A 23,798-nucleotide genomic window follows, 5' to 3' on the forward strand; every position below is an offset into this window, starting at 1 on the left:
GTGGACACGATTGGAAATCTGTTCAGCTTCATCACCGGACCTGTCTCGTGGATCATCGTCCAGTTCCACAAGCTGTACGGGGCGATCTTCGGGCCTGACACGGGCTGGGCCTGGGGTCTGTCCATCGTGTCCCTGGTGATCGTCATTCGCATCTGCCTGATCCCGCTCTTCGTGAAGCAGATCAAGTCGATGCGGAACATGCAGGCGCTCCAGCCGAAGATGAAGGCGATTCAGGAGCGCTACAAGAACGACCGGCAGCGCCAGTCGGAAGAGATGATGAAGCTGTACAAGGAGACGGGTACCAACCCGCTCTCCTCGTGCCTCCCCATCCTTCTCCAGTCGCCGTTCTTCTTCGCGCTCTACCACGTGCTGAGCAAGATCGCGTCGGGTGACACCATCGGCAGCCTCAACCAGCCGCTGGTGGACAGCGCCCGCGAGGCCCACATCTTCGGTGCCCCGATCGCCGCGAAGTTCATGGACGACCCCGGCACGGTCCAGGCGCTCAACGCGTCCCTGACAGACGTCCGGGTCGTCACCGCGATCATGATCGTGATGATGTCGGCGTCGCAGTTCTTCACGCAGCGCCAGCTGATGCAGAAGAACGTCGACCTGACGGTGAAGACCCCGTACATGCAGCAGCAGAAGATGCTGATGTACATCTTCCCGATCATCTTCGCCGTGATGGGCATCAACTTCCCCGTCGGCGTCCTCGTCTACTGGCTGACCACCAACGTGTGGACCATGGGCCAGCAGATGTACGTGATCAACCAGAACCCGACGCCGGGCAGCAAGGCCCAGGACCACTACCTCCAGCGGCTCCTGAAGAGCATCACGCACCACGGTGAGGTGCGCGGCCGCCGCAAGCGCAACGTCGTCCAGACGATCGTCGCCAAGGGCCCGGACCGCAACGACAACGAGCGCCGTTTCATCAGCAGCCTCGCCAAGGCCGGCTTCACCGCCCAGGCCGACGGCACCGTGCGGAAGGTCGATCCGGCCGAGGCCGAGGCGGAGGCCGCGGCGGCACGCCGCCAGCAGCCCAAGCGCCAGACGAAGGCCAAGCGCCAGGCGGCCACCGCGCAGCCCGGTGCCAAGCCCTCGCTCGAGAAGAAGGCGGATCTGTCGAAGTCCGTGCAGTCCCCGTCGGACGGCTCCGGTTCCACCCGCCAAGCCAAGTCCGGACAGCGCAAGGGCCAGCAGCGGCCCAAGCACCCGTCGTCCAAGAAGTAAGAAGGAGTCCATCCGTGACGGAAGGCACCACGTCCGCCGCCCAGGGTGGCGACACCCTGACCCGCCTGGAGCAGGAGGGCGAGATCGCGGCTGACTACCTCGAGGGTCTGCTCGACATCGCCGACCTCGACGGCGACATCGACATGGACGTCGAGGGCGACCGCGCCGCGGTCTCCATCATCAGCGACACGGGCAGCCGCGACCTGCAGAAGCTCGTGGGCCGTGATGGTGAGGTGCTGGAGGCGCTGCAGGAGCTGACGCGTCTCGCGGTGCACCGCGAGACGGGCGACCGCAGCCGCCTCATGCTGGACATCGGCGGCTTCCGCGCCAGGAAGCGCGCCGAGCTGACCGAGCTGGGCGCCAAGGCCGCGGACGAGGCCAAGAACAGCGGCGAGCCCGTCAGGCTGAGGCCGATGACCCCCTTCGAGCGCAAGGTCGTCCACGACGCGGTCGCCGCGGCCGGTCTGCGCAGCGAGTCCGAGGGCGAGGAGCCGCAGCGCTTCGTCGTCGTGCTCCCCGCCTGATCCCTCTAGTGTCGGCCCCGTCTGTTCGCAGGCGGGGCCGATCTTTGTCAGCCTGATAGTCAGCCACCCAGTGCGGTAGTGCGGTACGGAAGGACGGTTCCCGTGTCCGAGGCAGAGGAACTTCCCCCTGCGCCCCAGGAGGCGCACACGGTCTTCGGTGAGTTCTTCCCGGAAGCGGTCCGGTACGCGGAGTTGCTCGCGGACGCGGGAGTCAAGCGCGGCCTCATCGGCCCCCGCGAAGTGCCGCGGCTGTGGGAGAGGCACCTGCTGAACTGCGCCGTCCTCTCCGAGGTCGTGCCCGAGGGCGTCACCGTGTGCGACGTGGGCTCCGGAGCCGGACTGCCCGGCATCCCGCTCGCGCTCGTACGGCCCGACCTGAAGATCACGCTTCTTGAGCCCCTGCTCCGCCGGACCAACTTCCTCCAGGAGGTCGTCGAGCTGCTGGGGCTGGACCACGTGACCGTCGCCCGCGGTCGGGCCGAGGAGATGCTGGGCAAGCTGCCCCCGGTGCACGTGGTCACGGCCCGCGCCGTCGCCCCGCTGGACCGGCTCGCCGGATGGGGTGTTCCGCTCCTGCGCCCCTACGGCGAGATGCTCGCCCTGAAGGGCGACACGGCCGAGGAGGAGATCCAGAGCGCCCGCGCCGCACTCAGCAAGCTGGGCGTCGTCCGTACTTCCGTTCTCCACGTCGGGGAGGGCATCGTCGATCCGATGTCCACCGTCGTGCGGGTCGAGGTCGGCGAGAGCCCCGGCGGAGTGCGGTTCGCCGCCAAGCGGGCCAAGGCCGCGAGGACGTCGCGCCGTCGCCGGTGACGGCCGGTTGAATGGCCCGGCTTTCCTTACGGAGTGTCGAGAGGGTGTGACCCTGCGGCGCGTGCATCGTGTTTCACGTGAAACGTCGCTCACTGCTGCAGGGAATCATCAGCCGCGGCCGTGCGGCCGCCGCGCCAGGACGCCGTAGGTCCCCCGACGGGGCGACGGAGTTGTCCACAGAAGTGGATTCCTCCACAGAACAAGGGGCCTCGCTGGTTCGCGACACCGGAAGCATGGCAGGCTCTGTTCATCGCGAGCCTGAAGCCGAGGAGAGTGAATCCTTGCGGTCCGACGCCAACATCGCGGGACCGATGACCGACCCGGTCCCCGGTCCCCGTACCGAATCGCTCGGGGACGATGTTTCACGTGAAACACATCCCCCGCTGGATGACACCTCCATGGGTTCAGCCGCCCCGCTGGCCGTACAGGCGCTGGGGCGGGCCGGCCAGGGGCTTCCCCGGCCGGAGCGGACCCGCATCATGGTCGTGGCCAACCAGAAGGGCGGCGTGGGGAAGACCACCACCACGGTCAACATCGCCGCCTCCCTGGCCCTCCACGGCGCCCGCGTCCTGGTGATCGATCTTGACCCGCAGGGCAACGCGTCCACGGCTCTGGGGATCGACCACCACGCGGAAGTCCCCTCGATCTATGACGTCCTCGTGGACAGCAAGCCGCTCTCCGATGTGGTGCAGCCGGTCCTGGACGTCGAAGGCCTCTTCTGCGCCCCCGCCACCATCGATCTCGCCGGTGCGGAGATCGAACTGGTGTCGCTGGTGGCGCGGGAGAGTCGGCTTCAGCGGGCGATCCGGGCCTACGAGCAGCCGCTGGACTACATCCTCATCGACTGCCCGCCGTCGCTCGGCCTGCTCACGGTCAACGCCATGGTGGCCGGCGCGGAGGTGCTGATCCCCATCCAGTGCGAGTACTACGCGCTGGAGGGCCTGGGCCAGCTTCTGCGCAACGTCGATCTGGTGCGGGGCCACCTCAACCCGGACCTGCATGTGTCGACGATCCTGCTGACCATGTACGACGGCCGGACCAGGCTCGCCTCGCAGGTCGCCGAGGAGGTGCGCAACCACTTCGGCGACGAGGTGCTGCGCACCAGCATCCCGCGGTCGGTCCGCATCTCGGAGGCGCCGAGCTACGGGCAGACGGTCCTCACGTATGACCCGGGCTCCAGCGGGGCGCTGTCCTATCTGGAAGCCGCCCGTGAGATCGCGTTCCGGGGGGTGGGCATGCACTACGACGCCCAGCACGCCCACACGGGCACGCAGCAATACCAGCACAGTCAGCACAGCATGTCGGAGGGGAACCAGTGAGTGAGCGACGTAGGGGGCTGGGACGTGGGCTCGGCGCCCTGATTCCCGGTGCCCCCCAGGAGAGGCAGACCGCCTCGGTCGGAACGGCGTCCACGTCGCCCACGGCCATTCCGGCCCTGGGCGCCGAGCGTGGTGTCGCCGCCTCCAAGCTGGCGACCCTCCCGCAGGGGACCCTCGCCGACAGCGGGGTCGCGCTGCCGGAGCAGTCCGAGGGCACGGCCGTGGCGATGCCCGCGGGCGTTCACTTCGCCGAGCTGCCGCTGGACTCCATCGCGCCCAACCCGCGCCAGCCCCGGGAGGTGTTCGACGACGAGGCCCTCGGCGAACTGGTGACCTCCATCAAGGAGGTGGGTCTCCTCCAGCCCGTCGTCGTCCGCCCCGTCGCCCCGGAGCGGTACGAGCTGATCATGGGTGAACGCCGTCTGCGGGCCTGCCGTGAAGCCGGCCTGGAGCGTGTCGCGGCGATCGTCCGCGACACCGAGGACGACAAGCTGCTGCTGGACGCCCTCCTGGAGAACCTGCACCGGGCTCAGCTGAACCCGCTGGAGGAGGCCGCCGCCTACGACCAGCTGCTGAAGGACTTCGACTGCACGCACGACCAGCTGGCGGACCGGATCGGACGGTCCCGTTCGCAGATCACCAACACGCTGCGTCTGCTCCGCCTCTCGGCGCCCGTGCGGAACCGGGTGGCTGCCGGAGTGCTGTCGGCCGGTCACGCGCGGGCGTTGCTGGGCGTGGAGGACCCGGAGGAGCAGGACAAGCTGGCAAGCCGCATTGTGGAGGAAGGGCTCTCCGTCCGCACAGTCGAGGAGATCGTCCAGCTGATGGGCTCCGAGCCTCGCAAGGCGCCGAAGGCGAAGAAGCCGCGTGCGGGCGCCCGGGTCGCCCCGGAGCTGAGCGAACTGGCCACGCGGCTCTCGGACCGTTTCGAGACCCGTGTGAAGGTCGATCTCGGCCAGAAGAAGGGCAAGATCGTCGTCGAGTTCGCCTCGATGGAGGACCTGAACCGGATTCTCGGCACCCTGGGTGAGCAGCGGGTTCTCGCCAAGGGGAACACCTCGCCGTCGGACGCCTCCGACAGCGAGGGCTGACCCTCCGCAGGAGCCATACACCGAGGGCGGGTCTCTCTCCGGAGTTCACCGGGGCGAGGTCCGCCCTTTGGCCTTTTCCCGTATGCGCGTCATCGCCCGATCGATACGATGCGTTCGGGTATGCGCATCCGCCGTCGTGGTGCGGCAGGCGAAGGAAGTGAGGGATCACCTTCATGGGACGTCGGCTCGTACCGCTCACCTTGGACAACCTCCCGGACCTTCCCAAGCGCTGCCGGACGTGTGTCTTCTGGGAGCTCGACCCCGTCAGTGGTGAGGCCGCCGTCAAAGCCGGGACACCCGAGCTGGAGAAGGAGGCCTGGATCTCCGCCGTCCTGCTCGACTGGGGCTCGTGCGGCCGCGTCGTCTACGTGGACGAGGTTCCGGTGGGGTATGTGATGTACGCGCCGCCCGCCTATGTGCCGCGCTCCACGGCCTTCCCCACCAGTCCCGTGTCCCCGGACGCCGTCCAGTTGATGACCGCCTGGATCACTCCGGGCTACCAGGGCCAGGGGCTGGGGCGGGTGATGGTGCAGACGGTGGCGAAGGACCTGCTGCGGCGCGGGTTCAAGGCCATCGAGGCGTTCGGCGACGCCCGCTGGAAGGAGCCGGCGTGTGTCCTGCCCGCCGACCACCTGCTGTCCGTCGGGTTCAAGACCGTGCGCCCCCACCCGGTGTACCCACGCCTCCGGCTCGAACTGCGGAGCACGCTGTCGTGGAAGGAGGACGTGGAGCTGGCACTGGACCGCCTGCTCGGCGCGGTCCAGAAGGAGCCCGCGCTGCGTCCGCTCTGACCGCCTGTACGACGAACGGCCCACCCCTTGAGGATGGGCCGTTCGTGTTTCACGTGAAACGCCGTTTCACGTGAAACGAAGGTCAGGCCTTCGGGGCCGCGTCGCCGATGAAGTCGGCCAGGTCGCGGACGATCGCGGCCTTCGGCTTGGCGCCGACGATGGTCTTGGCGACCTCGCCACCCTGGTAGACGTTCAGGGTCGGGATCGACATGACGCCGTACTTCGCAGCCGTGGCCGGGTTCTGGTCGATGTTGAGCTTGACGATCTCGATCTGATCGCCGTACTCGTCGGCGATCGCCTGGAGGGACGGGGCGATCTGGCGGCACGGACCGCACCACTCGGCCCAGAAGTCCACCAGCACGGGCTTGTCGCTCTTGAGGACGGTCTCCTCGAACGAATCGTCGGTCACTGCCTTGAGGTCGGCCACGGTGGCCTCCTTCACTGTGCGGGGTGTGGGGTGTGGGGAATCGTGAGGGTCAGACCGCGGGGGTCTTCTCCGGCTCGGCCACCTTCTCCGTGTCGGCGAGGGCGGCGAGGAAGCGCTCGGCGTCCAGGGCGGCGGAGCAGCCCGTGCCCGCGGCCGTGATGGCCTGGCGGTACGTGTGGTCCACGACGTCACCGGCGGCGAAGACGCCCGTCACGTTGGTGCGCGTGGAGGGGGCGTCCACCTTCAGGTAGCCCTCGTCGTCCAGCTCCAGCTGGCCCTTGAACAGCTCCGTGCGCGGGTCGTGGCCGACGGCGATGAACAGACCCGTGACCGGCAGCTCGGAGGTCTCGCCCGACTTGGTGTTGCGCAGGGTGAGCCCGCTGAGCTTCTGGTCGCCGTGGATCTCCGCGACCTCGCTGTCCCAGGCGAACTTGATCTTCGGGTCGGCGAAGGCGCGCTCCTGCATCGCCTTGGAGGCGCGCAGGGTGTCCCGACGGTGCACGACGGTGACCGACTTCGCGAAGCGGGAGAGGAAGGTCGCCTCCTCCATCGCCGTGTCACCGCCGCCGACGACGGCGATGTCGTGGTCCTTGAAGAAGAACCCGTCGCAGGTGGCGCACCAGGAGACACCGCGGCCGGAAAGGGTGTCCTCGTTCGGCAGGCCCAGCTTGCGGTGCTGGGAACCGGTGGCCACGATGACCGCCTTGGCGCGGTGGACCGTGCCCGCGGTGTCCGTCACGGTCTTGATGTCGCCGGTCAGATCGACGGCGACGATGTCGTCCGGGATGAGTTCGGCGCCGAAGCGCTCGGCCTGCGCGCGCATGTTGTCCATGAGCTCGGGGCCCATGATGCCGTCACGGAACCCGGGGAAGTTCTCCACGTCGGTCGTGTTCATCAGGGCGCCACCGGAGGTGACGGCGCCCTCGAAGACCAGCGGCTTCAGCGACGCGCGTGCGGTGTAGAGCGCCGCCGTGTAGCCGGCGGGCCCGGAGCCGATGATGATCACGTTTCGGACGTCGCTCACGGGTTTCTTCCTCGTCTCTGCAGACTGCCTACTGCCTACGGGGGCCGGTTCAAGACTCTCAACCCACCCAACGGATACTACGGGGCGCGCATTCCCGTAGGGCCCGTGCGGCTTCCGGCTGTGCCTGTCAGGGACGCGGCTGGGACTCCTTGAGCAGCACGTCCGCGGGACCGGAGGAGGTCTTCGCCGTCGTGCAGGAGGCGTCCACGATGTAGACATCGACCTGCGTCTCGGTCCGGGGATGCGGGAGGACCACGAGGTAGGCGGACCGTCCCCGGTACTCGCCGCGCTCCGCCCCGAGCGGCTGCTCACCTCGGTCCACACCCTGCGTCACGCACTCCGGCAGTGGCGGACCGGACCGCTTGATCATCGGGTCGGGGCTGTCCGCGGACGCGCCCTCCGACTGGAGGCGTGGCGATGTGCCCCCCTCGGTCCGCTCGGGGGCGCTGAGCAGGGAGCGCACCTTGTCCGGGAGCGCCGCCCCGGAGAAGAGGCGCTCATCCGGGCCGGACGCGCTTTGGACGTGGGTGGCGGTGGGCGTGTCACCGGTCAGGTCCGCCGTTTGGAAGAGGAGGACCCCCAGGCCGACCGCCGCCAGGCCGCAGGCGGCGCTGATCACCGTGGAGCGGCGGCGGCGCCGGGCAGGGGCCCGCCCGGGCCCGGTGGAGCCGGAGGGACGGCCTGCCGGTGCGCCCACCGGACGGTCCACCGCCTTGGAACGGGGACCTCCAGCGGCCGACGTGACGGGCTCCCGCGTGGTTTCACGTGAAACCACGGCGGAGTCGTCGGGAGCGGTGGCGTCGAGGAGGACCTCGGCGGCCAGCGCGGCATCGATGCGCTCCACCACGTCGACCGGCATGCGAGGGGGGCCGGGCAGCGTACCGAGCAGGCCGCGGATCTCCTCCAGGGAGTCACGGACGTCGGCGCACAGTTCGCAGCGGTCCAGATGGCGGCGTACGTCCGCCGTGCGGGACGGCGGGAGGATGCCCTCGGCGAGATCGGAGATCTCGGAGACGTCGGGGTGCTGAGTCGTGTCGGCCGTGGATGTCACGCGCGTCCACCTCCGCCCTTCACAGCAGCAGGATCAGTCGGTCCTGGGTCCCTCGGTCCCGATGTCGGTGGGACGGATGTCCCCGGCGTCCGGTTCCTTCCCCCATCGGCAGCGGTGTTATCCCCGGGGCCGGGACGCAGATGAGTGAGGAGGGGGACGAGACGGGCGCGGCCCCGGGCGCAGCGGCTCTTCACCGTCCCGGTGGGCACGCCCAGGATCTCGGCGGCCTCGGCCACGGGATAGCCCTGCATGTCCACGAGCACCAGGGCGGCGCGCTGGTCCGCCGGGAGACTCGTGAGGGCCGCGAGCAGCTGACGGTGGAGGTCCTGCCGCTCGGCGGGCGCCTCGGCGGACTCGTGCGGCTCCAGGAGCTGCTCCAGCCGCTTTGTGTCGTTCAGGGGCGCGGTCCTGCGGGAGGCGGTCTTACGGGCCCGGTCCAGGCAGGCGTTGACGGTGATGCGGTGCAGCCAGGTCGTCACAGCGGACTGTCCCCGGAAGGTGTGGGCGGCCCGGAAGGCCGAGACGAGGGCGTCCTGGACGGCGTCCGCCGCATCCTCCCGGTCGCCGAGCGTGCGGATGGCGACGGCCCAGAGCCGGTCGCGATGGCGCCGTACCAGCTCGCCGAAGGCGTCGGGGTCCCCCGCGACATGCCGGGCCAGCAGGTCCTGGTCCGGCACACCGGCTTCGTCACGGCCGTGGGACATGCGGTTTCTCCCCTGGATCGGAGCCGGCGCCGCTACGGACGCGCCTGTTGTCCCGTGAAGGTGACCTCGGTGATGCCCTGCTTGTGCCCGGCGGTGCTGTACTCGTCCCCCGAGGTGTAGGGCATCGCGGTCATCCACACGAGCACATAGCGGCTCCTCACCGGCTTCTCCGCGCTCACCTCCAGGGACTTCCCGCTGGTACGCCCCGTACCGATCTTCGGCATCTCCTCCAGCGCGGTGGCCGGGGACAGGGCGTCCGCGGCGTAGAGCGTGAGCGTGGTGTGGTCCCCGACGTACCGCAGGGCTATCGAGGCCTTCGACACGTCCTGCTCCGCCCCGAGGTCGTAGACGATGCCGACGCCCTTCTTCACCCGCGGGTCCAGTTCGGGGCCTTCGACGTAGCTCTTGCTGCGCCAGTAGCTCGACGGGTCGGAGTCGTGGGTGTTCCCCGCGTCCCCCGCGTCCTGGGGGGTGCCGTCCGGGGCGTACTCCTTGGAGTCCTTGACGGGAAGCGGGACCAGCTGGGGCGCGGCCTTGTCGTCGATGGACGGGCCGGGGGACGGCTGGGTCGTGCCCGGGTCGTTGTTCGAGCCGCGCTGGTCGAGGAGCCGGTCGGCGATCTGCCAGCTGCCGAGGCCCAGCGCGGCGATCAGCAGCGCGGAGACGGCCCACTTCAGCACCTTGCCGGTGCGGCTCTCCAGGGGCGCGGGCGGCGGGAGCACGGGCTGGGTGGTGGCGGTGCCGGGGTGCGGCTGGGGGCGGCCGTACGTGCCCTGCTGGTAGGTCGTGCGCTGGTATTCCGGCGCGGGCGGGAACTCGGGCTCCGGCGGACGGATGCGGGGCATGGCCGCGACGGCCTTGGCCAGCTCGTCGGGGGTCGTGCAGGGCGGGTCCTGGCGGGAGGCGGTCGCGCCGTCGTTGACGAGCGCGCGCATGGCCAGGTCGGACAGACCCCGGTGGACGCCGGCCCGCACCTGGTCGGGGGCGATGAGCCCCATGCCCTTCGGCAGGCCCGTCAGTCCGTGGGCGTCGTTCTCGTACGGCCAGCGCTGCGTCAGCGCCGCGTAGAGGAGCGCGCCGATCGCCTCCGTGTCGGTGCGCTGGGGGCGGTCGACGGTGATGCCGCGCAGCGCGGCGTTCACGGCGAGGCCGCGGATCCGGTACTGCCCGGTGGAGGTGCGCAGTACGGCGCTGGGGGTGAGCCGCAGATGGGCGAGGCCCTCGCGGTGCGCGGCGGCCATCGCCTGGGAGACCTGGCTGACGAGCTGGTAGGCGTCGTAGGGCTCGAGGGGGCCGGAGGCGAGCAGGGCGGTCAGCTCGGTGGCGTCCGGCAGCCACTCGTGCACCACGTAGACGAGGTCGTTCTCCTCGACGGCGTCGAGTACCTGGACGAACCGGGGGTCGCCGAGCAGAGCGGAGGCGCGTGCGGCCGCGAGGACGGAACGGGCCCTGGGGTGGTCGGCGGGCAGGATGTGCACGCCGACGGCGCGGCGCAGCTTCTCGTCGACGGCCCGCCAGCTGCTGAAACCGTCCAGTCGGGTGACGCACTCCTCGAGCCGGTAGCGGCGGGCGAGTTTGTGCCCGCTGTGCAGTTCCGGGGACTTGATGGCGGGTTCGTCGGCGGCTTCCTGTTCGCCGTTCGTGTTTCGGGAAGACATGTCCGTCGCGTCCTGCGCTTCCGCCCCGTCGGCCGTGGTCCTGTCCGCCTTGGCGGTCAGCGGGTCGCCACCGCTGTTGTCGGCCACGTCGACGGCAGCCGTGCTACGTTCCGCCACCGTCGTTCCTGCCTCCCCATCCGATGCGCCATATTCAGCAGCCCTGCCAATTGTGCCCACAGTCCACCGCTATGCACGACACGCGGTGGGCGGCGATGGTTGTGCGAAAGCCCCCTGTTCTAGCGGCCGAGACGGCCCCGGACCATGCCCACCATGGCGTTGAGCTCCTCGATGCGCATCTTGCGGGCCGCCACGTAGAACACGCCGAGCAGGACGGCTCCACCGGCCACGAGTGCCACCAGGGAGCCCAGTGCGCCCATGCCGAGCAGGCTCAGCAGACCCCAGGCGACCGCGCCGGCGGCCAGCGCCGCGGGCACGGAGGCCATGGAGAGGCGGGCGTACGTCCGGACGACGTGGGCGCCGTCGAGGTCGCCGCCCAGCCGGTCGCGCAGCCGCCGCCAGGCGATGCCCACGCCGACCATGTACGCGAGGCCGTAGCTCGCGGCCATGCCGACCACGGCCCAGCGGGCCGGCAGCACGACGTAGCAGAGCACGGAGGCGGCGGCGTTGACGGCCGCCACGATGACCGTGTTGTAGAAGGGCGTCCGCGTGTCCTCGTAGGCGTAGAAGCCGCGCAGGACGACGTACTGGACGGAGTACGGGATCAGGCCGAGGCCGAACGCCATCAGCATGAAGCCCATGCCGGTGGCCGCTTCCTGGCCGCTGGAGGCGTAGAGCAGGGTGCACAGCGGCACGCCCAGCGCGAGGAAGCCGAAGGAGACGGGCACGATCGCGACGGCCGAGTTGCGCAGGCCGTGCGAGATGTCGTCGCGGACGGCGCCCGGGTCGTTGTCGTGCGCGGCGCGGGAGATGCGGGGCAGCAGCGCGGCCATGACGGAGACCGTGATGATGGCCTGCGGCATGCCCCAGATCAGCTGGGCGTTGGAGTATGCCAGGATGCCGGCGCCGTCCGTGCCGGACGCCTTTCCGGCCGCGGTGGCCAGCTGCGTGACGACGACGACACCGGCCTGGTTGGCGAGGACGAACAGGACCGTCCACTTGGCCAGCTTGACCGTCTTGCCGAGGCCCTGGCCCTTCCAGTCGAAGCGCGGGCGGAAGCGGAAGCCCGCTTCGCGCAGGTACGGGATCATCGCCAGCGCCTGGACGACCAGGCCCAGCAGGACGCCCACACCGAGCAGCCGGACGCCCTCGTCGGGGATGACGTCGGCGCCCATCCTCGTCTCGGAGTAGGAGCCGTACACCCAGATGAACATGCCGAACGTGAAGATGACGACGATGTTGTTGAGGACCGGCGTCCACATCATCGCGCCGAACTTGCCGCGGGCGTTGAGGATCTGACCCATCACCACGTGCACGCCCATGAAGAAGATGGTGGGCAGGCAGAACCGGGCGAAGGTGACGGCGACGCTGTTGGCGTCCGGGTCGTTGGCGATGGTGGGCGACATCGCGTGGACGAGCAGCGGCGCCAGGAACACGACGGCGCCGACGATCACGGCGAGGGTGACCATCACCAAGGTCAGCAGGCGGTTGGCGTACGCCTCGCCGCCGTCCTCGTCGTTCTTCATGGAGCGGACGAGCTGCGGGACGAAGACCGAGTTGAGGCCGCCGCCCACGGTCAGGATGTAGATCATCGTGGGCAGCGTGTAGGCGACGGTGAACGCGTCACCGAGCGTCGCCGCACCCAGGGCGCCGGTGATCACCAGGCTCCGCAGGAAGCCGGTGAGCCGCGACACGAGGGTGCCGGCCGCCATCACGGCACTGGACTTCAGCAGTCCGGAGGCCTTTCCGCCCGCCTTCTTCGGCGGCGGGGGCGCCACCGGCTCCGCGGGCACCTCGGGCTCCACAGGCTCGGGGACCGGCACGGCCGTCGCCTGCCCGGCCTGGACCTGCTGGTCGCGGTACAGGTGCGCGAACGCGTCGGGCGCCGGCCGCTCGTCGGCGGCGTGGGTCACCAGGTCGTCCACGCCGGTGAACTGGACGGTCCTGGCGTCCTCGCCGTACGGGAGGTGGCGGGACGGGCCGGCGGGCTCGGGCGGCGGGGTCTGGGCCCACACACGTGGGTCGGGCGCGTACTGCGGGGCCGCGGGCTGCTCGTAGAGCGGTCGTGGCTCCTCGTACGTGCCGGGCGGGGGCGGCGGGTGCGCGGCCCGGTCGTACAGGGCCTCCCCGACCGGGTCCTGCGACGAGAGGTCGTGGGAGCGGTACGGGTCGTGGGTGTACGCGTCCTGGACGTAGGGGTCCTGCCCGTAGGCGTCCTGCGGGTAGGGCTGGTGCGGGGCCGACGCGTCGGCGGGCGGCACCTGTCCCGGCACCGGGACGGGCGGCGGCCCGTCCGGCGGCACACTGCCGCCGCCCGCGCCCTGGCCGCGGTCACCGTCGTACGGCGCGTTCATGGTTACCCCACCTCATCGTCCCCGGCCGGCCGGCCACGACATCGCTCAACGCTCCACTTTCTCACCCGGGCCCGACGGGTCGGTGCTTTGCGGTCCGGTGTCCGTCGCGGGGTCACTCGGCTGCACCGGATCGTCGCTCTCCGCGACCGGGACGGCGGGAGCGGCCTCTGCCGCGCCCTCGTCCTCGTCGGTCGGCCGCGCCGCTCCGGCCTCTTCGGACGTTCCCGTCCTGTCGACCGCGTCGGCGTCGGCGTCCCGCGCCGCCGCGGCGCGCTTGCGCTGGCTGTACATCCTGACACCGGCGAGGACCAGGAGCAGCACGCCGCCGGCGATGACGAGCATCACGGTCGAGGTGATCTCGGAGACCTTGACGGTGAACCGCATGGGCTGGCCGTAGGGGCGGCCGTCCTCCGTGAACAGCTGCGCCTCGACGGGGACGGGGCCGTTCGCGTTGGCGGAGGCCGTGAACTTCACCGACTGGCTGTGCCCGCCCTCGATGCGCACCGGGAGCTCGGCGACCTGCTCGCCGCCGTTGAGGCCGAGCCGGGTCGGCTTCATCGACCGCAGGCGCAGCACCAGGTGGTCCACGCCCTGCACCAGCTTGTTCTGCACGGTCACCGGGATCGTGGCGCTGCGCCCCGAGAGCGTCAGGTCGGACTTGTCGATCAGCTTCACCTCGCCGGTGAGGCTCTCCAGGTGGGCGTGCACGCCACGCCCGTACTCGGCGGCCTCCTGGGGGCGGCCCCGCCACGACGTGGACATCTCCCGCTTGATCGCGTTGCCGAACGGCGTCACGACGCGGTGCGCGGCGGTAAGGATGACCTTGAAGTTGTCCAGCCGGTCCTGCGTGGTGCGCATCTGCTGGAACACCGTCTCCGGCAGCTCCTGGTGGCTGAGCTCCTTCGGGTACCGCCTCGCGGACGGCACGCTCGTCGTCGCCTTCGGGTCGGGCTTGGCGGTCGTGGCGGTGATCAGGTCGGACGCCTGCGACCAGCGCTCCCCGCCGAGGGCCCTGAGGGCGCTCGCCAGGGACTCGGCCTGGGAGGCCGTCGGCATCCGCTGCGGGGCGACGACGACGCTGCGCCCGGTGCCCGGTCGCTCGTGGGTGACGGCGAGGGTGTGCGCGAGGAACTTCTGGACCGCGGCCGTGGACTCGCCCGCCCGGGTCATGTCGCCCTCGAAGGCCGTGGACAGCACCGCGTCCGACACGACGGCCGTGGTCCCGCCGCCGATCGGCCGTGCCGCGTTCGGCGTGTACGACAGGCGCTCCCGCATGCTGTCGCTGCGGGTGATCACCTTGTCCGCGCCGGCCGAGGTCGCCACATCGACGATCGACGGGTCCACGGCCCCGTTCGCGGGCCAGGCGTACTCGACGGACGGCTTCACGTGGAGGATCGTCTCCACCGTCGACTCGGCCAGCTCCGTCGCGGGCCGCAGATGGCTCAGGGAGCGGGAGACGCGCTTGCCCCGGTGGGCGAGCGACGCCAGGTCGGGGTCCCCGTACGGCAGCGCGACCACCTTGTCGCCCTGCACCGCCTTGTCCAGGGCGTTGAGCCACTGCTTCGCGACCGCCTGGTTCCTCCCGGGGAGCGTGGTGTCCCCGCTCATGACCTGGTAGTTGCCGCTCATCGCCTCGACGGTGGCCAGCAGGTCCGGGTCGATGACCCAGGTCACGGGCAGCTCGGCGCCGAGCGTGACCATCCGCTCCAGCCGGCCGCCGGGCGACAGCTCGGCCGCGAGGGCCTCGCTCTCGAACACCGGCGTCTGCTGGTCGTCGGAGCCCGTCTGGGCCGACAGGTGCGCGGAGGAGATCAGCGGCCACAGGACGGTCAGCTGCGTCTTGCTCTTCGGCGCGGCAGGCTGCCAGGGCAGGAACGTCCGGTCGATGCCCAGTACCTGGTCGTACGGCTCGCCAGGGGTGCGCCCGGACAGGGACACGCCCAGTTCGTACACCCCGGCGTCGTCCACGCCCAGCTTGTCCACCGGCACGGCGAGGGTGAACTCACGGGTGGCGCCGGAGGGGATCTCCGGGACCTTCACGACGTACGCGCCGCCCAGCGGCTCGCCGTCCCGGCTCTCGGAGAAGCCGGTGCGCCGGGCGGCGTCCTCGATGGCGCCCCGGCTGGAGAGCCGGTCGCCGAGGCGCACGTCGACCTGCGCCTGGCTCACCGTCTCCCTGCCCTTGTTGGTCACCGTGCCGCTCAGCGTGAGGGTGTCCCCCTTGACCGGGGCGCTCGGCGCGAGTGTGTCCAGCGACACAGCGACGGTACGGGACCCGGTCGCCGCCGCGGCCACGGACGCGACCGGCGTCATCGCGGTGGCGGAGGGGGCCGCGGGCAGGTGGACCAGCCCGGCGAGGAGGGGCACTGCGGCGACGGCTGCGGCGGCCCGCCGCAGCCAGCGGCGGGCAGGAGAGGGATCGATGCCCTGGAAGTCTGCCGCCTCGGCCACGCGCTCGTCCGTCCCTCGTCGTCTGGTGCCGTCGGTCCCTGCCGGTTCCCGCGTCCAGGCATGGTAACGAGACGCGGCACGGTGAAGTGCCGTGGAGTGTTCCACGAGATCGTCCGGGGGGAGCGGGCGGGCACGGGAAATCGGGGAGGCCGCCCGTGGCCGGGACCCGTACCCTGTTCTGTTGTGCCGAACGCCAACGAAGACAACCCGAATGCCCTGAGCCAGGTGCAGCGCCGAGCGGTCAGTGAGCTGCTGCGCGTGTCACCGGTCGCCGACGATCTCGCCCGCCGTTTCCAGGAGGCCGGGTTCCGCCTCGCCCTGGTCGGTGGTTCGGTACGGGACGCTCTGCTCGGCAGGCTCGGCAACGACCTCGACTTCACCACCGATGCCCGCCCCGAGGACGTACTGAAGATCGTCCGGCCGTGGGCGGAGGCGGTCTGGGAGGTCGGGATCGCGTTCGGCACCGTGGGGGCCCAGAAGGAGGGCTACCAGATCGAGGTGACGACGTACCGCTCCGAGGCGTACGACCGCACCTCGCGCAAGCCCGAGGTGTCCTACGGCGACTCCATCGAGGAGGACCTCGTCCGCCGTGACTTCACCGTCAACGCGATGGCCGTCGCGCTGCCGGAGAAGGAGTTCATCGACCCGCACGGCGGCCTGGAGGACCTCGCCGCCCGGGTGCTGCGCACGCCGGGTACCCCGGAGGCGTCCTTCTCCGACGATCCGCTGCGGATGATGCGCGCGGCCCGCTTCGCCGCCCAGCTGGACTTCGAGGTCGCCCCCGAGGTCGTCGCCGCGATGACGGAGATGGCCGAGCGGCTCGACATCGTCTCCGCCGAGCGGGTCCGGGACGAGCTGAACAAGCTGATCCTCTCCGCGCACCCCCGCAAGGGCCTGAGTCTGCTCGTGGACACCGGTCTCGCCGACCGTGTGCTGCCCGAGCTTCCCGCGCTGCGCCTGGAGAGCGACGAGCACCATCGGCACAAGGACGTGTACGAGCACTCCCTGACCGTGCTGGAGCAGGCGGTCGACCTGGAGGAGGACGGCCCCGACCTCGTGCTGCGGCTCGCCGCGCTCCTCCACGACATCGGCAAGCCGCGCACGCGGCGCTTCGAGCCGGACGGCCGGGTCTCGTTCCACCACCACGAGGTGGTCGGCGCGAAGATGACCAAGAAGCGGCTGACCGCGCTGAAGTACTCCAACGACATGGTCAAGGACGTCTCGCGGCTCGTGGAGCTGCACCTGCGGTTCCACGGCTACGGCACGGGTGAGTGGACCGACTCCGCCGTCCGGCGCTACGTCCGCGACGCCGGTCCGCTGCTGACGCGGCTGCACAAGCTGACCCGCTCCGACTGCACCACCCGCAACAAGCGCAAGGCGGGCGCGCTGTCCCGCGCGTACGACGGTCTGGAGCAGCGCATCGCCCAGCTCCAGGAGCAGGAGGAGCTGGACGCCATCCGCCCGGATCTGGACGGCAACGAGATCCAGGAGGTCCTGGGCATCCGGCCCGGCCCGGCGGTGGGCCGCGCGTACAAGTTCCTGCTGGAGCTGCGGCTGGAGAACGGGCCGATGGGGCATGACGCCGCCGTCACCGCGCTCAAGGAGTGGTGGGCCACGCAGAGCTGAGCCCCGGGCCGTCGTGTTTCACGTGAAACACGACCGCGGCAGCCGGTGAGGAGGGGCGGTGTTTCACGTGAAACACCGCCCCTTCGTCATGCCCGCCGCCAGCGTGCGAGCGCGGCCGCGGAGAGCGCGTAGAGGCCCGCGATCACGAGGATCAGCAGAGGCGAGCGGCCGTCCGGCGGGAGCATCAGCGCGGCCACTCCGGCGGCGGCGACGAAGGCGACGTTGAAGAGCATGTCGTAGAGGGCGAAGATCCGGCCGCGATAGGTGTCATCGACCGTCGTCTGCACGACCGTGTCGGTGGCGATCTTGGTCGCCTGGGTGGTGAAGCCCAGGACGAACGCTGCGATCATCGTGGTCGCCGGGGCGAAAGGCAGGCCCAGGGCGGGTTCCAGCACGGCTGCCGCACCGGCGCACACGGCCATCCAGCCACCCGTGCCCAGCCGGGCGGCCGCCCACGGGGTGACCACGGCGGCGGTGAAGAACCCAGCGGCGGAGACCGCGACCGCGAGCCCCAGCAGGGCCAGCCCTTCGGACTCGGCTGACGTCCACGCGTACCGGCTGAGCATCAGCACCATCACGGTCAGCGCCCCGTAGCAGAAACGGGCCAGTGTCATCGCGGCAAGCGCCCGGGCGGCGGGGCGCCGTCGCGCCAGATGGCGCAGGCCGCTCCACAGTCCCCGCGCGGTCGAGGCGAGCGCCGCGCCGAGCCGCGGCACGGTCACGTCCGGGTCGGGGCCGAGCAGCTCGCGGCCCATGCGCAGGGAGGCGAACGCCGACGCGAGGTAGAGCGCCGCGCCCAGCAGGACCACGGCGGCGTCGGAGTCGGCGGCCACCAGCCGCACCAGGAACGCCAGTCCGCCGCCGGCGGCCGCGGCGAGGGTACCGGCGGTGGGGGACAGCGAGTTGGCGATCACCAGCCGGTCGGCGTCCACCACGCGCGGGAGGGCGGCCGAGAGGCCCGCCAGGACGAAGCGGTTGACGGCCGTCACGGACAGGGCGGAGGTGTAGAAGAGCCAGTCCGGCACCGAGGCGAGGATCAGGAGCGCCGTGCCCGCCGCGAGGCCCGCCCGCAGCAGGTTGCCGTACAGCAGGACCTGACGGCGGCGCCACCGGTCGAGCAGCACTCCGGCGAACGGGCCGACGAGGGAGTACGGGAGCAGGAGCACCGCCATGGCGGAGGCGATCGCGGCGGGGGTCGCCTGCCGCTCCGGTGAGAACACGACGTACGCGGCGAGCGCCACCTGGTACACGCCGTCGGCGCCCTGGGAGAGGAGTCGTACGGCGAGGAGGCGGCGGAAGTTCTTCAGGCGCAGGAGTACGCGCAGATCCCGTACGACAGGCATGGCAGCAAGCCTCACACACGGGTGAGGCCCCCGGGCATACGCCACGGGGGCCTCAACGCCGGGAGGCGGGGCCTCCCTTGGGCGGGTGTCACCACCCTCCCGGGTGGGTCCTAGCGCTCGACCTCGCCCTTGATGAACTTCTCGACGTTCTCGCGGGCCTCGTCGTCGAAGTACTGGACCGGCGGGGACTTCATGAAGTACGAGGACGCGGAGAGGATCGGACCGCCGATGCCGCGGTCCTTGGCGATCTTCGCGGCGCGCAGGGCGTCGATGATGACACCCGCCGAGTTCGGGGAGTCCCACACCTCGAGCTTGTACTCCAGGCTCAGCGGGACGTCACCGAAGGCGCGGCCCTCGAGGCGGACGTACGCCCACTTCCGGTCGTCGAGCCAGGCCACGTAGTCGGACGGGCCGATGTGGACGTTGCGCTCGCCCATGTCCCGGTCGGGGATCTGGGAGGTGACGGCCTGCGTCTTGGAGATCTTCTTGGACTCCAGGCGGTCACGCTCGAGCATGTTCTTGAAGTCCATGTTGCCACCGACGTTCAGCTGCATCGTGCGGTCCAGGACGACGCCCCGGTCCTCGAACAGCTTCGCCATGACGCGGTGCGTGATGGTGGCGCCGACCTGCGACTTGATGTCGTCGCCGACGATCGGCACACCGGCCTCGGTGAACTTGTCGGCCCACTCCTTGGTGCCCGCGATGAACACCGGGAGGGCGTTGACGAAGGCGACCTTGGCGTCGATGGCGCACTGCGCGTAGAACTTCGCGGCGTCCTCGGAACCCACCGGCAGGTAGCAGACGAGGACGTCGACCTGCTGGTCCTTGAGGACCTGGACGACGTCGACCGGCTCCGCGTCGGACTCCTCGATGGTCTCGCGGTAGTACTTGCCGAGACCGTCCAGGGTGTGGCCGCGCTGGACCGTCACACCGGTGGTCGGCACGTCGCAGATCTTGATGGTGTTGTTCTCGCTGGCGCCGATGGCGTCGGCGAGGTCCAGGCCCACCTTCTTCGCGTCAACGTCGAAGGCCGCGACGAACTCGACGTCCCGCACGTGGTAGTCGCCGAACTGGACGTGCATCAGCCCCGGCACCTTGCCCGCCGGGTCGGCGTCCTTGTAGTACTCGACGCCCTGCACCAGCGAGGCGGCGCAGTTGCCCACGCCGACGATGGCTACGCGAACCGAACCCATTCCGGTTGCTCCCTGTTTGTTCTCGACGAACCCCTGCGGTGCGCAGGGGTTCACTTGGTGGTGTCGTCGGACGGGTCCGGCCGGGTACTGCCCCCGTGCCGGGGCAGGCCGCCCGGTTCTCCAGATGTCTGGTCCTGCTCCGCGCGGTCCGCCGCCTCCGGACCGGACCGCCGTTGGTCCCGGCCCGCCCGCTCGCTCTCGATGAGCTCGTTCAGCCAGCGCACCTCGCGCTCCACGGACTCCATGCCGTGCCGCTGGAGTTCGAGCGTGTAGTCGTCCAGACGCTCACGGGTGCGCGCCAGCGAGGCGCGCATCTTCTCCAGCCGCTCCTCGAGACGGCTGCGGCGCCCTTCCAGCACCCGCATCCGCACTTCCCGCTCCGTCTGCCCGAAGAAGGCGAAGCGGGCCGCGAAGCTCTCGTCCTCCCAGGAGTCCGGCCCCGTGTGGGACAGGAGCTCCTCGAAGTGTTCCTTACCTTCGGCGGTCAACCGGTAGACGATCTTCGCGCGTCGTCCTGAGAGGGAGGCGGCGAGAGCGTCCTCGGGGGCGCTGCCCGGCTCCTCGATCAGCCAGCCGTTTGCGACGAGCGTCTTGAGGCAGGGGTAGAGGGTGCCGTAACTGAAGGCGCGGAAGATGCCCAGCGAGGTGTTGAGCCGCTTGCGCAGCTCGTATCCGTGCATCGGGGCTTCTCGGAGCAGACCGAGGACGGCGAACTCCAGGATGCCGGAGCGCCTGCTCATCAGCCGCCTCCTCCTCCGTGTCGCTCGTTATGCCGCCCTGATGTATCGGCTCGATACATCCTGACGATAGAACGGCACCACTGCGCCGACAAGTAGGCCGATCGTGAACGGCGTCACATCGGTAATTAGCCGTAGGCGAGTTGCCTGATTTGGGGGGAACTTCGCCGCTAGGGCGGTTTTGGCCGTGCGTAGTCTGTGCGGCATGCATACCACCGGGAACCACGGGACGACGGGGGAACGTCATCGTCGTGGGTGCATGGCGGGCGGGCCCGGAGGGCTCGTCCGATCCATTTCGGGGGGACCGGAACTCAGCTGCCGCTTCCAGGCGTGAATCGCCTGCCCGAGGAGTAGTCGTTCGATGAGCGAGCACCGTCGTAAACCGCCGCAGCCGCAGGGTGGCGGCCGCGCCGCGGCCCGGCGCGCTGCCCAGCAGCCTGGCCGCCGGTCGGCCCCGGCGCGGGATGTCAGTACAGGATCACCTTCCGACCCGTACGGCGAGGCGCGGCCCTACGGCGGTCGCGCCGAGGCGCGGCGGGCGGCCCAGCGAGGGAGCCGGCGGCGCGGCGCCGAGGGCGCGGGTGGCGCCGGGGGCCACGGCGGTGGCCGCCGCGGCACCGGTGGCGGCGGCCGGGGCCCCGGTGGTCGCGGGCCCGGCGGTGGCGGCCCCGGCAAGAAGCGGCTGATCGACTACCCCCGTCACGACAAGTACGGCTGGCGCCGCTGGGTGCCGTCCTGGAAGCTCGTGAGCGGGCTCTGCCTCTCCTTCATCGCGCTGACGATGGGCGGCGCGACGATCGCCTACGGAATGGTGGGGCTGCCGAACCCGGCCGAGGCGGCCACGGCGCAGAACAACGTCTACTACTGGGAAGACGGCTCGCAGATGGCCGCGACCGGTGGTGAGGTCAACCGGCAGATCATCGCCTACAGCGAGATCCCCCAGGCCATGCAGGACGCCGTGGTCTCCGCCGAGAACAAGACCTTCTGGACGGACTCCGGCATCGACCCGATGGGCATCGGCCGCGCCCTGTTCAACATGGCGACCGGTGGCCAGACCCAGGGCGGCTCGACCATCACCCAGCAGTACGTCAAGAACAACCGGCTCAACAACCAGTCGCAGACGCTGGACCGGAAGTTCAAGGAGCTGTTCATCTCCATCAAGGTCAACTCCGAGTTGTCCAAGAAGGAGATCATGCGGGGGTACCTGAACACCTCGTACTTCGGGCGGGGCGCGTACGGCATCCAGGCCGCGGCGCGCACGTACTACGGCGTGGACGCCAAGGACCTCAACGTCCAGCAGTGTGCGTTTCTCGCCTCCCTGCTCAAGGGCTCCACGTACTACGACCCCGCCGGTGCTCGGGAGATCGACCCCAAGGCGACCCCGGAGGCCAACCTCAAGCGTGCGACCGACCGCTGGAACTGGATCCTCGACGAGATGGTGAAGGACGGGAGGCTGGACGCGGCCAAGCGGGCCACGCTCACGGACTTCCCGGACCCCGGGCCGCTGCAGAAGCAGGCGAAGCTGGGTGGGCAGATCGGCTACCTGGTCGACCTCGCCAAGGCGTACTTCATCAACAACAACGACCAGGGGATCACCGCCGAGGACCTGTCCAAGGGCGGTTACGAGATCAGGACGACCTTCGACAAGAAGAAGGTCGACGCCCTCGAGAAAACCATCAAGGACGTCTACGCCAAGCACATCGACCCGGCGAAGCGTCCCAAGACCGACACCCACGTCCAGTTCGGCGGGGCCTCCGTCGATCCGGCGACCGGCGCGATCGTCGCCATCTACGGCGGTCAGGACGCGACCAAGCACTTCACGAACAACGCCGACCAGACGGGTGCGCAGGTCGGTTCGACGTTCAAGCCGTTCGTGCTCGCCGCGGGCATGACCCACGGCGTGAGGGACCGGAACAAGGGTGAGGACCAGGGGCCTGAGAGCCGCACCATCATCGACCCCGACACGGCGATCTACAGCGGCAAGAACAAGCTGAAGATCCGCAACTACGACGGCACGATCTGGCGCGACGAGAACAACAAGGAGTGGCTCCAGGTCAACGACGACGACAAGGACTACCCGGACATCGACCTGCGCGAGGCGATGATCCACTCGGCGAACTCCCCGTTCGTGCAGCTCGGCATGGACATCGGCATCGAGCAGGTCCGGGACACGGCCATCAAGGCGGGCCTTTTGGAGAGCACCCTCGCCAAGGGCAACGTCCCGTCGTTCTCCATCGGCATCTCCGACCCGAGCGCCATCCGCATGGCCGCCGCCTACGGGACCTTCGCGTCCAACGGCGAGCAGCGGGACCCGTACTCGGTCACCGAGGTGAAGAAGAACGGCGTCGTCATCTACAAGCACGAGGACAAGGCCGAGCGCGCGTTCTCGACCGCCGTCAGCAGCAACATCACCGACGTGCTCGTCGACGTCGTGGAGAAGGGCACCGGCAAGAAGGCCCGCCTCCCCGACCGCCCCGCCGCGGGCAAGACCGGTACCACGGACGGCAACAAGTCGGCCTGGTTCGTCGGGTACACCCCGCAGCTGGTGACGGCGATCGACATGTACCGCCTGGACGACAACGCCGCGAACAAGAACCGCAAGTTCGAGGAGATGTTCGGCACGGGTGGCCGTGAGAAGGTCCACGGCTCGTCCTTCCCGTCCGAGATCTGGAAGGCGTACATGACCGAGGCCCACAAGGGGAAGCCGGTCAAGCAGTTCCCCGCCCCGGAGAAGCTGGACGCCGAGCCCGTGTACGGCGGCGGTGCGAAGAGCCCCGAGCCGACGCCGAGCGAGGAGCCGTCGCCGTCCGCGTCGCCGTCCACCTCCCCGTCGCCCTCGCCCAGCAAGTCCGAGGAAGAGGAGAAGCCGGGCAAGCCGGACAAGTCCTGCAGCCCGTTCGACTGGGATTGCGAGACCGCCTCGGGCGGCACCGCCGACGGTGGTACGACGGACGGCACCGACAGCGGAGGCACGACCACCGGCGGCGACGGCGGCCTCACCGAGGGCGGTACCACGACGGGCGGCGAGACCAGTCCGTCGCCGGAGACCGGAGGGAACGGCAACAGCGGTAACGGTGGAGGCGGAGGCGACAGCGGCGCAAGCGGCTGGTGGGGCGGCACGAACGGCTAGCGCCGCACGTCCGCCCGCGGGGCCCCGACCGTGATGAGGGCCGTCGCACCCCGTACGCGCACCACGCGCGCGTACACCGGGTGCGGCGGCCCTCGCCGCTCTCCCGGCACGTACGAGAGCGGCTTGCCCCGGCCCGTTCCTCGCCGCGTACGAGAGCGGCTGCCCCGCCGCTGCCCTTGCAGGTACGAGAGCGCCTGCCTCGCCGCCTGCCTCGGCAG

18 protein-coding genes are annotated in these 23,798 nt (G+C 70.2%); 8 read left to right on the top strand and 10 right to left on the bottom strand.

What is annotated here, in order from left to right; translation table 11 throughout:
- From yidC to J116_RS14000, 6 genes are all read left to right on the top strand, one after another.
- Complete coding sequence (gene yidC / locus J116_RS13975) at window positions 1-1,227, top strand: membrane protein insertase YidC (protein ID WP_023587687.1); 1,227 nt, start codon at window positions 1-3, stop codon at window positions 1,225-1,227.
- A 14-nt stretch (window positions 1,228-1,241) separates the two neighbouring features.
- Window positions 1,242-1,751, top strand: coding sequence for a Jag family protein (locus tag J116_RS13980; RefSeq protein WP_023587688.1), 510 nt, complete (start codon window positions 1,242-1,244; stop codon window positions 1,749-1,751).
- A gap of 78 nt (window positions 1,752-1,829) precedes the next feature.
- Window positions 1,830-2,564 (top strand): 16S rRNA (guanine(527)-N(7))-methyltransferase RsmG, encoded by a 735-nt coding sequence (gene rsmG, locus J116_RS13985; protein WP_079147727.1) that lies wholly within the window; start codon window positions 1,830-1,832, stop codon window positions 2,562-2,564.
- Window positions 2,565-2,797: 233 nt separating this feature from the next.
- A complete protein-coding gene (locus tag J116_RS13990; RefSeq protein WP_079147728.1) occupies window positions 2,798-3,883 on the top strand; it encodes a ParA family protein in 1,086 nt (361 codons plus the stop codon).
- Window positions 3,880-4,974 (top strand): ParB/RepB/Spo0J family partition protein, encoded by a 1,095-nt coding sequence (locus tag J116_RS13995; RefSeq protein WP_023587691.1) that lies wholly within the window; start codon window positions 3,880-3,882, stop codon window positions 4,972-4,974. The genes J116_RS13990 and J116_RS13995 overlap by 4 nt, the downstream gene beginning before the upstream one ends.
- A 173-nt stretch (window positions 4,975-5,147) precedes the next feature.
- Entirely contained in the window at window positions 5,148-5,765 is a 618-nt protein-coding gene (locus J116_RS14000) for a GNAT family N-acetyltransferase (protein WP_023587692.1), read from the top strand.
- 82 nt (window positions 5,766-5,847) lie between these two features.
- Here the strand turns inward: J116_RS14000 and trxA are convergent, their stop codons facing one another.
- The 7 genes from trxA to J116_RS14035 all read right to left on the bottom strand — a co-directional run bounded on the left by trxA (window position 5,848) and on the right by J116_RS14035 (window position 15,551).
- Window positions 5,848-6,192: a thioredoxin gene (gene trxA / locus J116_RS14005; RefSeq protein ID WP_023587693.1), complete on the bottom strand. Its 345-nt coding sequence runs from the start codon at window positions 6,190-6,192 to the stop codon at window positions 5,848-5,850.
- Window positions 6,193-6,241: 49 nt separating this feature from the next.
- The gene (gene trxB, locus J116_RS14010) at window positions 6,242-7,216 is read right to left on the bottom strand and encodes a thioredoxin-disulfide reductase (protein ID WP_023587694.1); all 975 of its coding nucleotides are present in this window, start codon (window positions 7,214-7,216) and stop codon (window positions 6,242-6,244) included.
- A 127-nt stretch (window positions 7,217-7,343) separates the two neighbouring features.
- The gene (locus J116_RS14015; RefSeq protein ID WP_023587695.1) at window positions 7,344-8,267 is read right to left on the bottom strand and encodes an anti-sigma factor family protein; all 924 of its coding nucleotides are present in this window, start codon (window positions 8,265-8,267) and stop codon (window positions 7,344-7,346) included.
- Window positions 8,264-8,971 (bottom strand): RNA polymerase sigma factor SigM, encoded by a 708-nt coding sequence (sigM, locus tag J116_RS14020; protein WP_023587696.1) that lies wholly within the window; start codon window positions 8,969-8,971, stop codon window positions 8,264-8,266. The genes J116_RS14015 and sigM overlap by 4 nt, the downstream gene beginning before the upstream one ends.
- Before the next feature lie 32 nt (window positions 8,972-9,003).
- Window positions 9,004-10,746, bottom strand: coding sequence for a protein kinase family protein (locus tag J116_RS14025; RefSeq protein ID WP_023587697.1), 1,743 nt, complete (start codon window positions 10,744-10,746; stop codon window positions 9,004-9,006).
- Between the two features lie 119 nt (window positions 10,747-10,865).
- The gene (murJ, locus tag J116_RS14030; protein ID WP_023587698.1) at window positions 10,866-13,100 is read right to left on the bottom strand and encodes a murein biosynthesis integral membrane protein MurJ; all 2,235 of its coding nucleotides are present in this window, start codon (window positions 13,098-13,100) and stop codon (window positions 10,866-10,868) included.
- Window positions 13,101-13,145: 45 nt separating this feature from the next.
- Entirely contained in the window at window positions 13,146-15,551 is a 2,406-nt protein-coding gene (locus J116_RS14035; protein WP_023587699.1) for a DUF6049 family protein, read from the bottom strand.
- A gap of 183 nt (window positions 15,552-15,734) precedes the next feature.
- Between J116_RS14035 and J116_RS14040 the strand changes: the two genes are divergently transcribed.
- Window positions 15,735-17,177 (top strand): CCA tRNA nucleotidyltransferase, encoded by a 1,443-nt coding sequence (locus J116_RS14040; RefSeq protein WP_023587700.1) that lies wholly within the window; start codon window positions 15,735-15,737, stop codon window positions 17,175-17,177.
- A gap of 86 nt (window positions 17,178-17,263) precedes the next feature.
- Here J116_RS14040 and J116_RS14045 read toward each other — a convergent pair whose 3' ends face one another.
- The 3 genes from J116_RS14045 to J116_RS14055 form a co-directional block, all read right to left on the bottom strand.
- A complete protein-coding gene (locus J116_RS14045) occupies window positions 17,264-18,520 on the bottom strand; it encodes an MFS transporter (RefSeq protein ID WP_023587701.1) in 1,257 nt (418 codons plus the stop codon).
- A gap of 110 nt (window positions 18,521-18,630) precedes the next feature.
- Window positions 18,631-19,713, bottom strand: coding sequence for an inositol-3-phosphate synthase (locus J116_RS14050; RefSeq protein ID WP_023587702.1), 1,083 nt, complete (start codon window positions 19,711-19,713; stop codon window positions 18,631-18,633).
- A 50-nt stretch (window positions 19,714-19,763) separates the two neighbouring features.
- Window positions 19,764-20,453 carry a PadR family transcriptional regulator gene (locus tag J116_RS14055; RefSeq protein WP_023587703.1) on the bottom strand — a complete coding sequence of 230 codons (690 nt, stop codon included), beginning with the start codon at window positions 20,451-20,453 and terminating at the stop codon, window positions 19,764-19,766.
- A gap of 358 nt (window positions 20,454-20,811) precedes the next feature.
- Here J116_RS14055 and J116_RS14060 point away from each other — a divergent pair, with 358 nt between their 5' ends.
- Window positions 20,812-23,580 (top strand): transglycosylase domain-containing protein, encoded by a 2,769-nt coding sequence (locus J116_RS14060; protein WP_028964038.1) that lies wholly within the window; start codon window positions 20,812-20,814, stop codon window positions 23,578-23,580.
- Window positions 23,581-23,798 lie beyond the last annotated feature (218 nt).

It is taken from the genome of Streptomyces thermolilacinus SPC6, assembly GCF_000478605.2.
Classification (GTDB): Bacteria; Actinomycetota; Actinomycetes; order Streptomycetales; family Streptomycetaceae; genus Streptomyces; species Streptomyces thermolilacinus.

Bases quoted from the DNA above. Each gene is read 5' to 3' on its own strand.
- J116_RS13990 (WP_079147728.1), top strand. From the start codon at position 2,798: ATGGCAGGCTCTGTTCATCGCGAGCCTGAAGCCGAGGAGAGTGAATCC.
- J116_RS14000 (WP_023587692.1), top strand. From the start codon at position 5,148: ATGGGACGTCGGCTCGTACCGCTCACCTTGGACAACCTCCCGGACCTT.
- sigM (WP_023587696.1), bottom strand. From the start codon at position 8,971: ATGTCCCACGGCCGTGACGAAGCCGGTGTGCCGGACCAGGACCTGCTG.
- murJ (WP_023587698.1), bottom strand. From the start codon at position 13,100: ATGAACGCGCCGTACGACGGTGACCGCGGCCAGGGCGCGGGCGGCGGC.
- J116_RS14045 (WP_023587701.1), bottom strand. From the start codon at position 18,520: ATGCCTGTCGTACGGGATCTGCGCGTACTCCTGCGCCTGAAGAACTTC.
- J116_RS14050 (WP_023587702.1), bottom strand. From the start codon at position 19,713: ATGGGTTCGGTTCGCGTAGCCATCGTCGGCGTGGGCAACTGCGCCGCC.
- J116_RS14055 (WP_023587703.1), bottom strand. From the start codon at position 20,453: ATGAGCAGGCGCTCCGGCATCCTGGAGTTCGCCGTCCTCGGTCTGCTC.
- J116_RS14060 (WP_028964038.1), top strand. From the start codon at position 20,812: ATGAGCGAGCACCGTCGTAAACCGCCGCAGCCGCAGGGTGGCGGCCGC.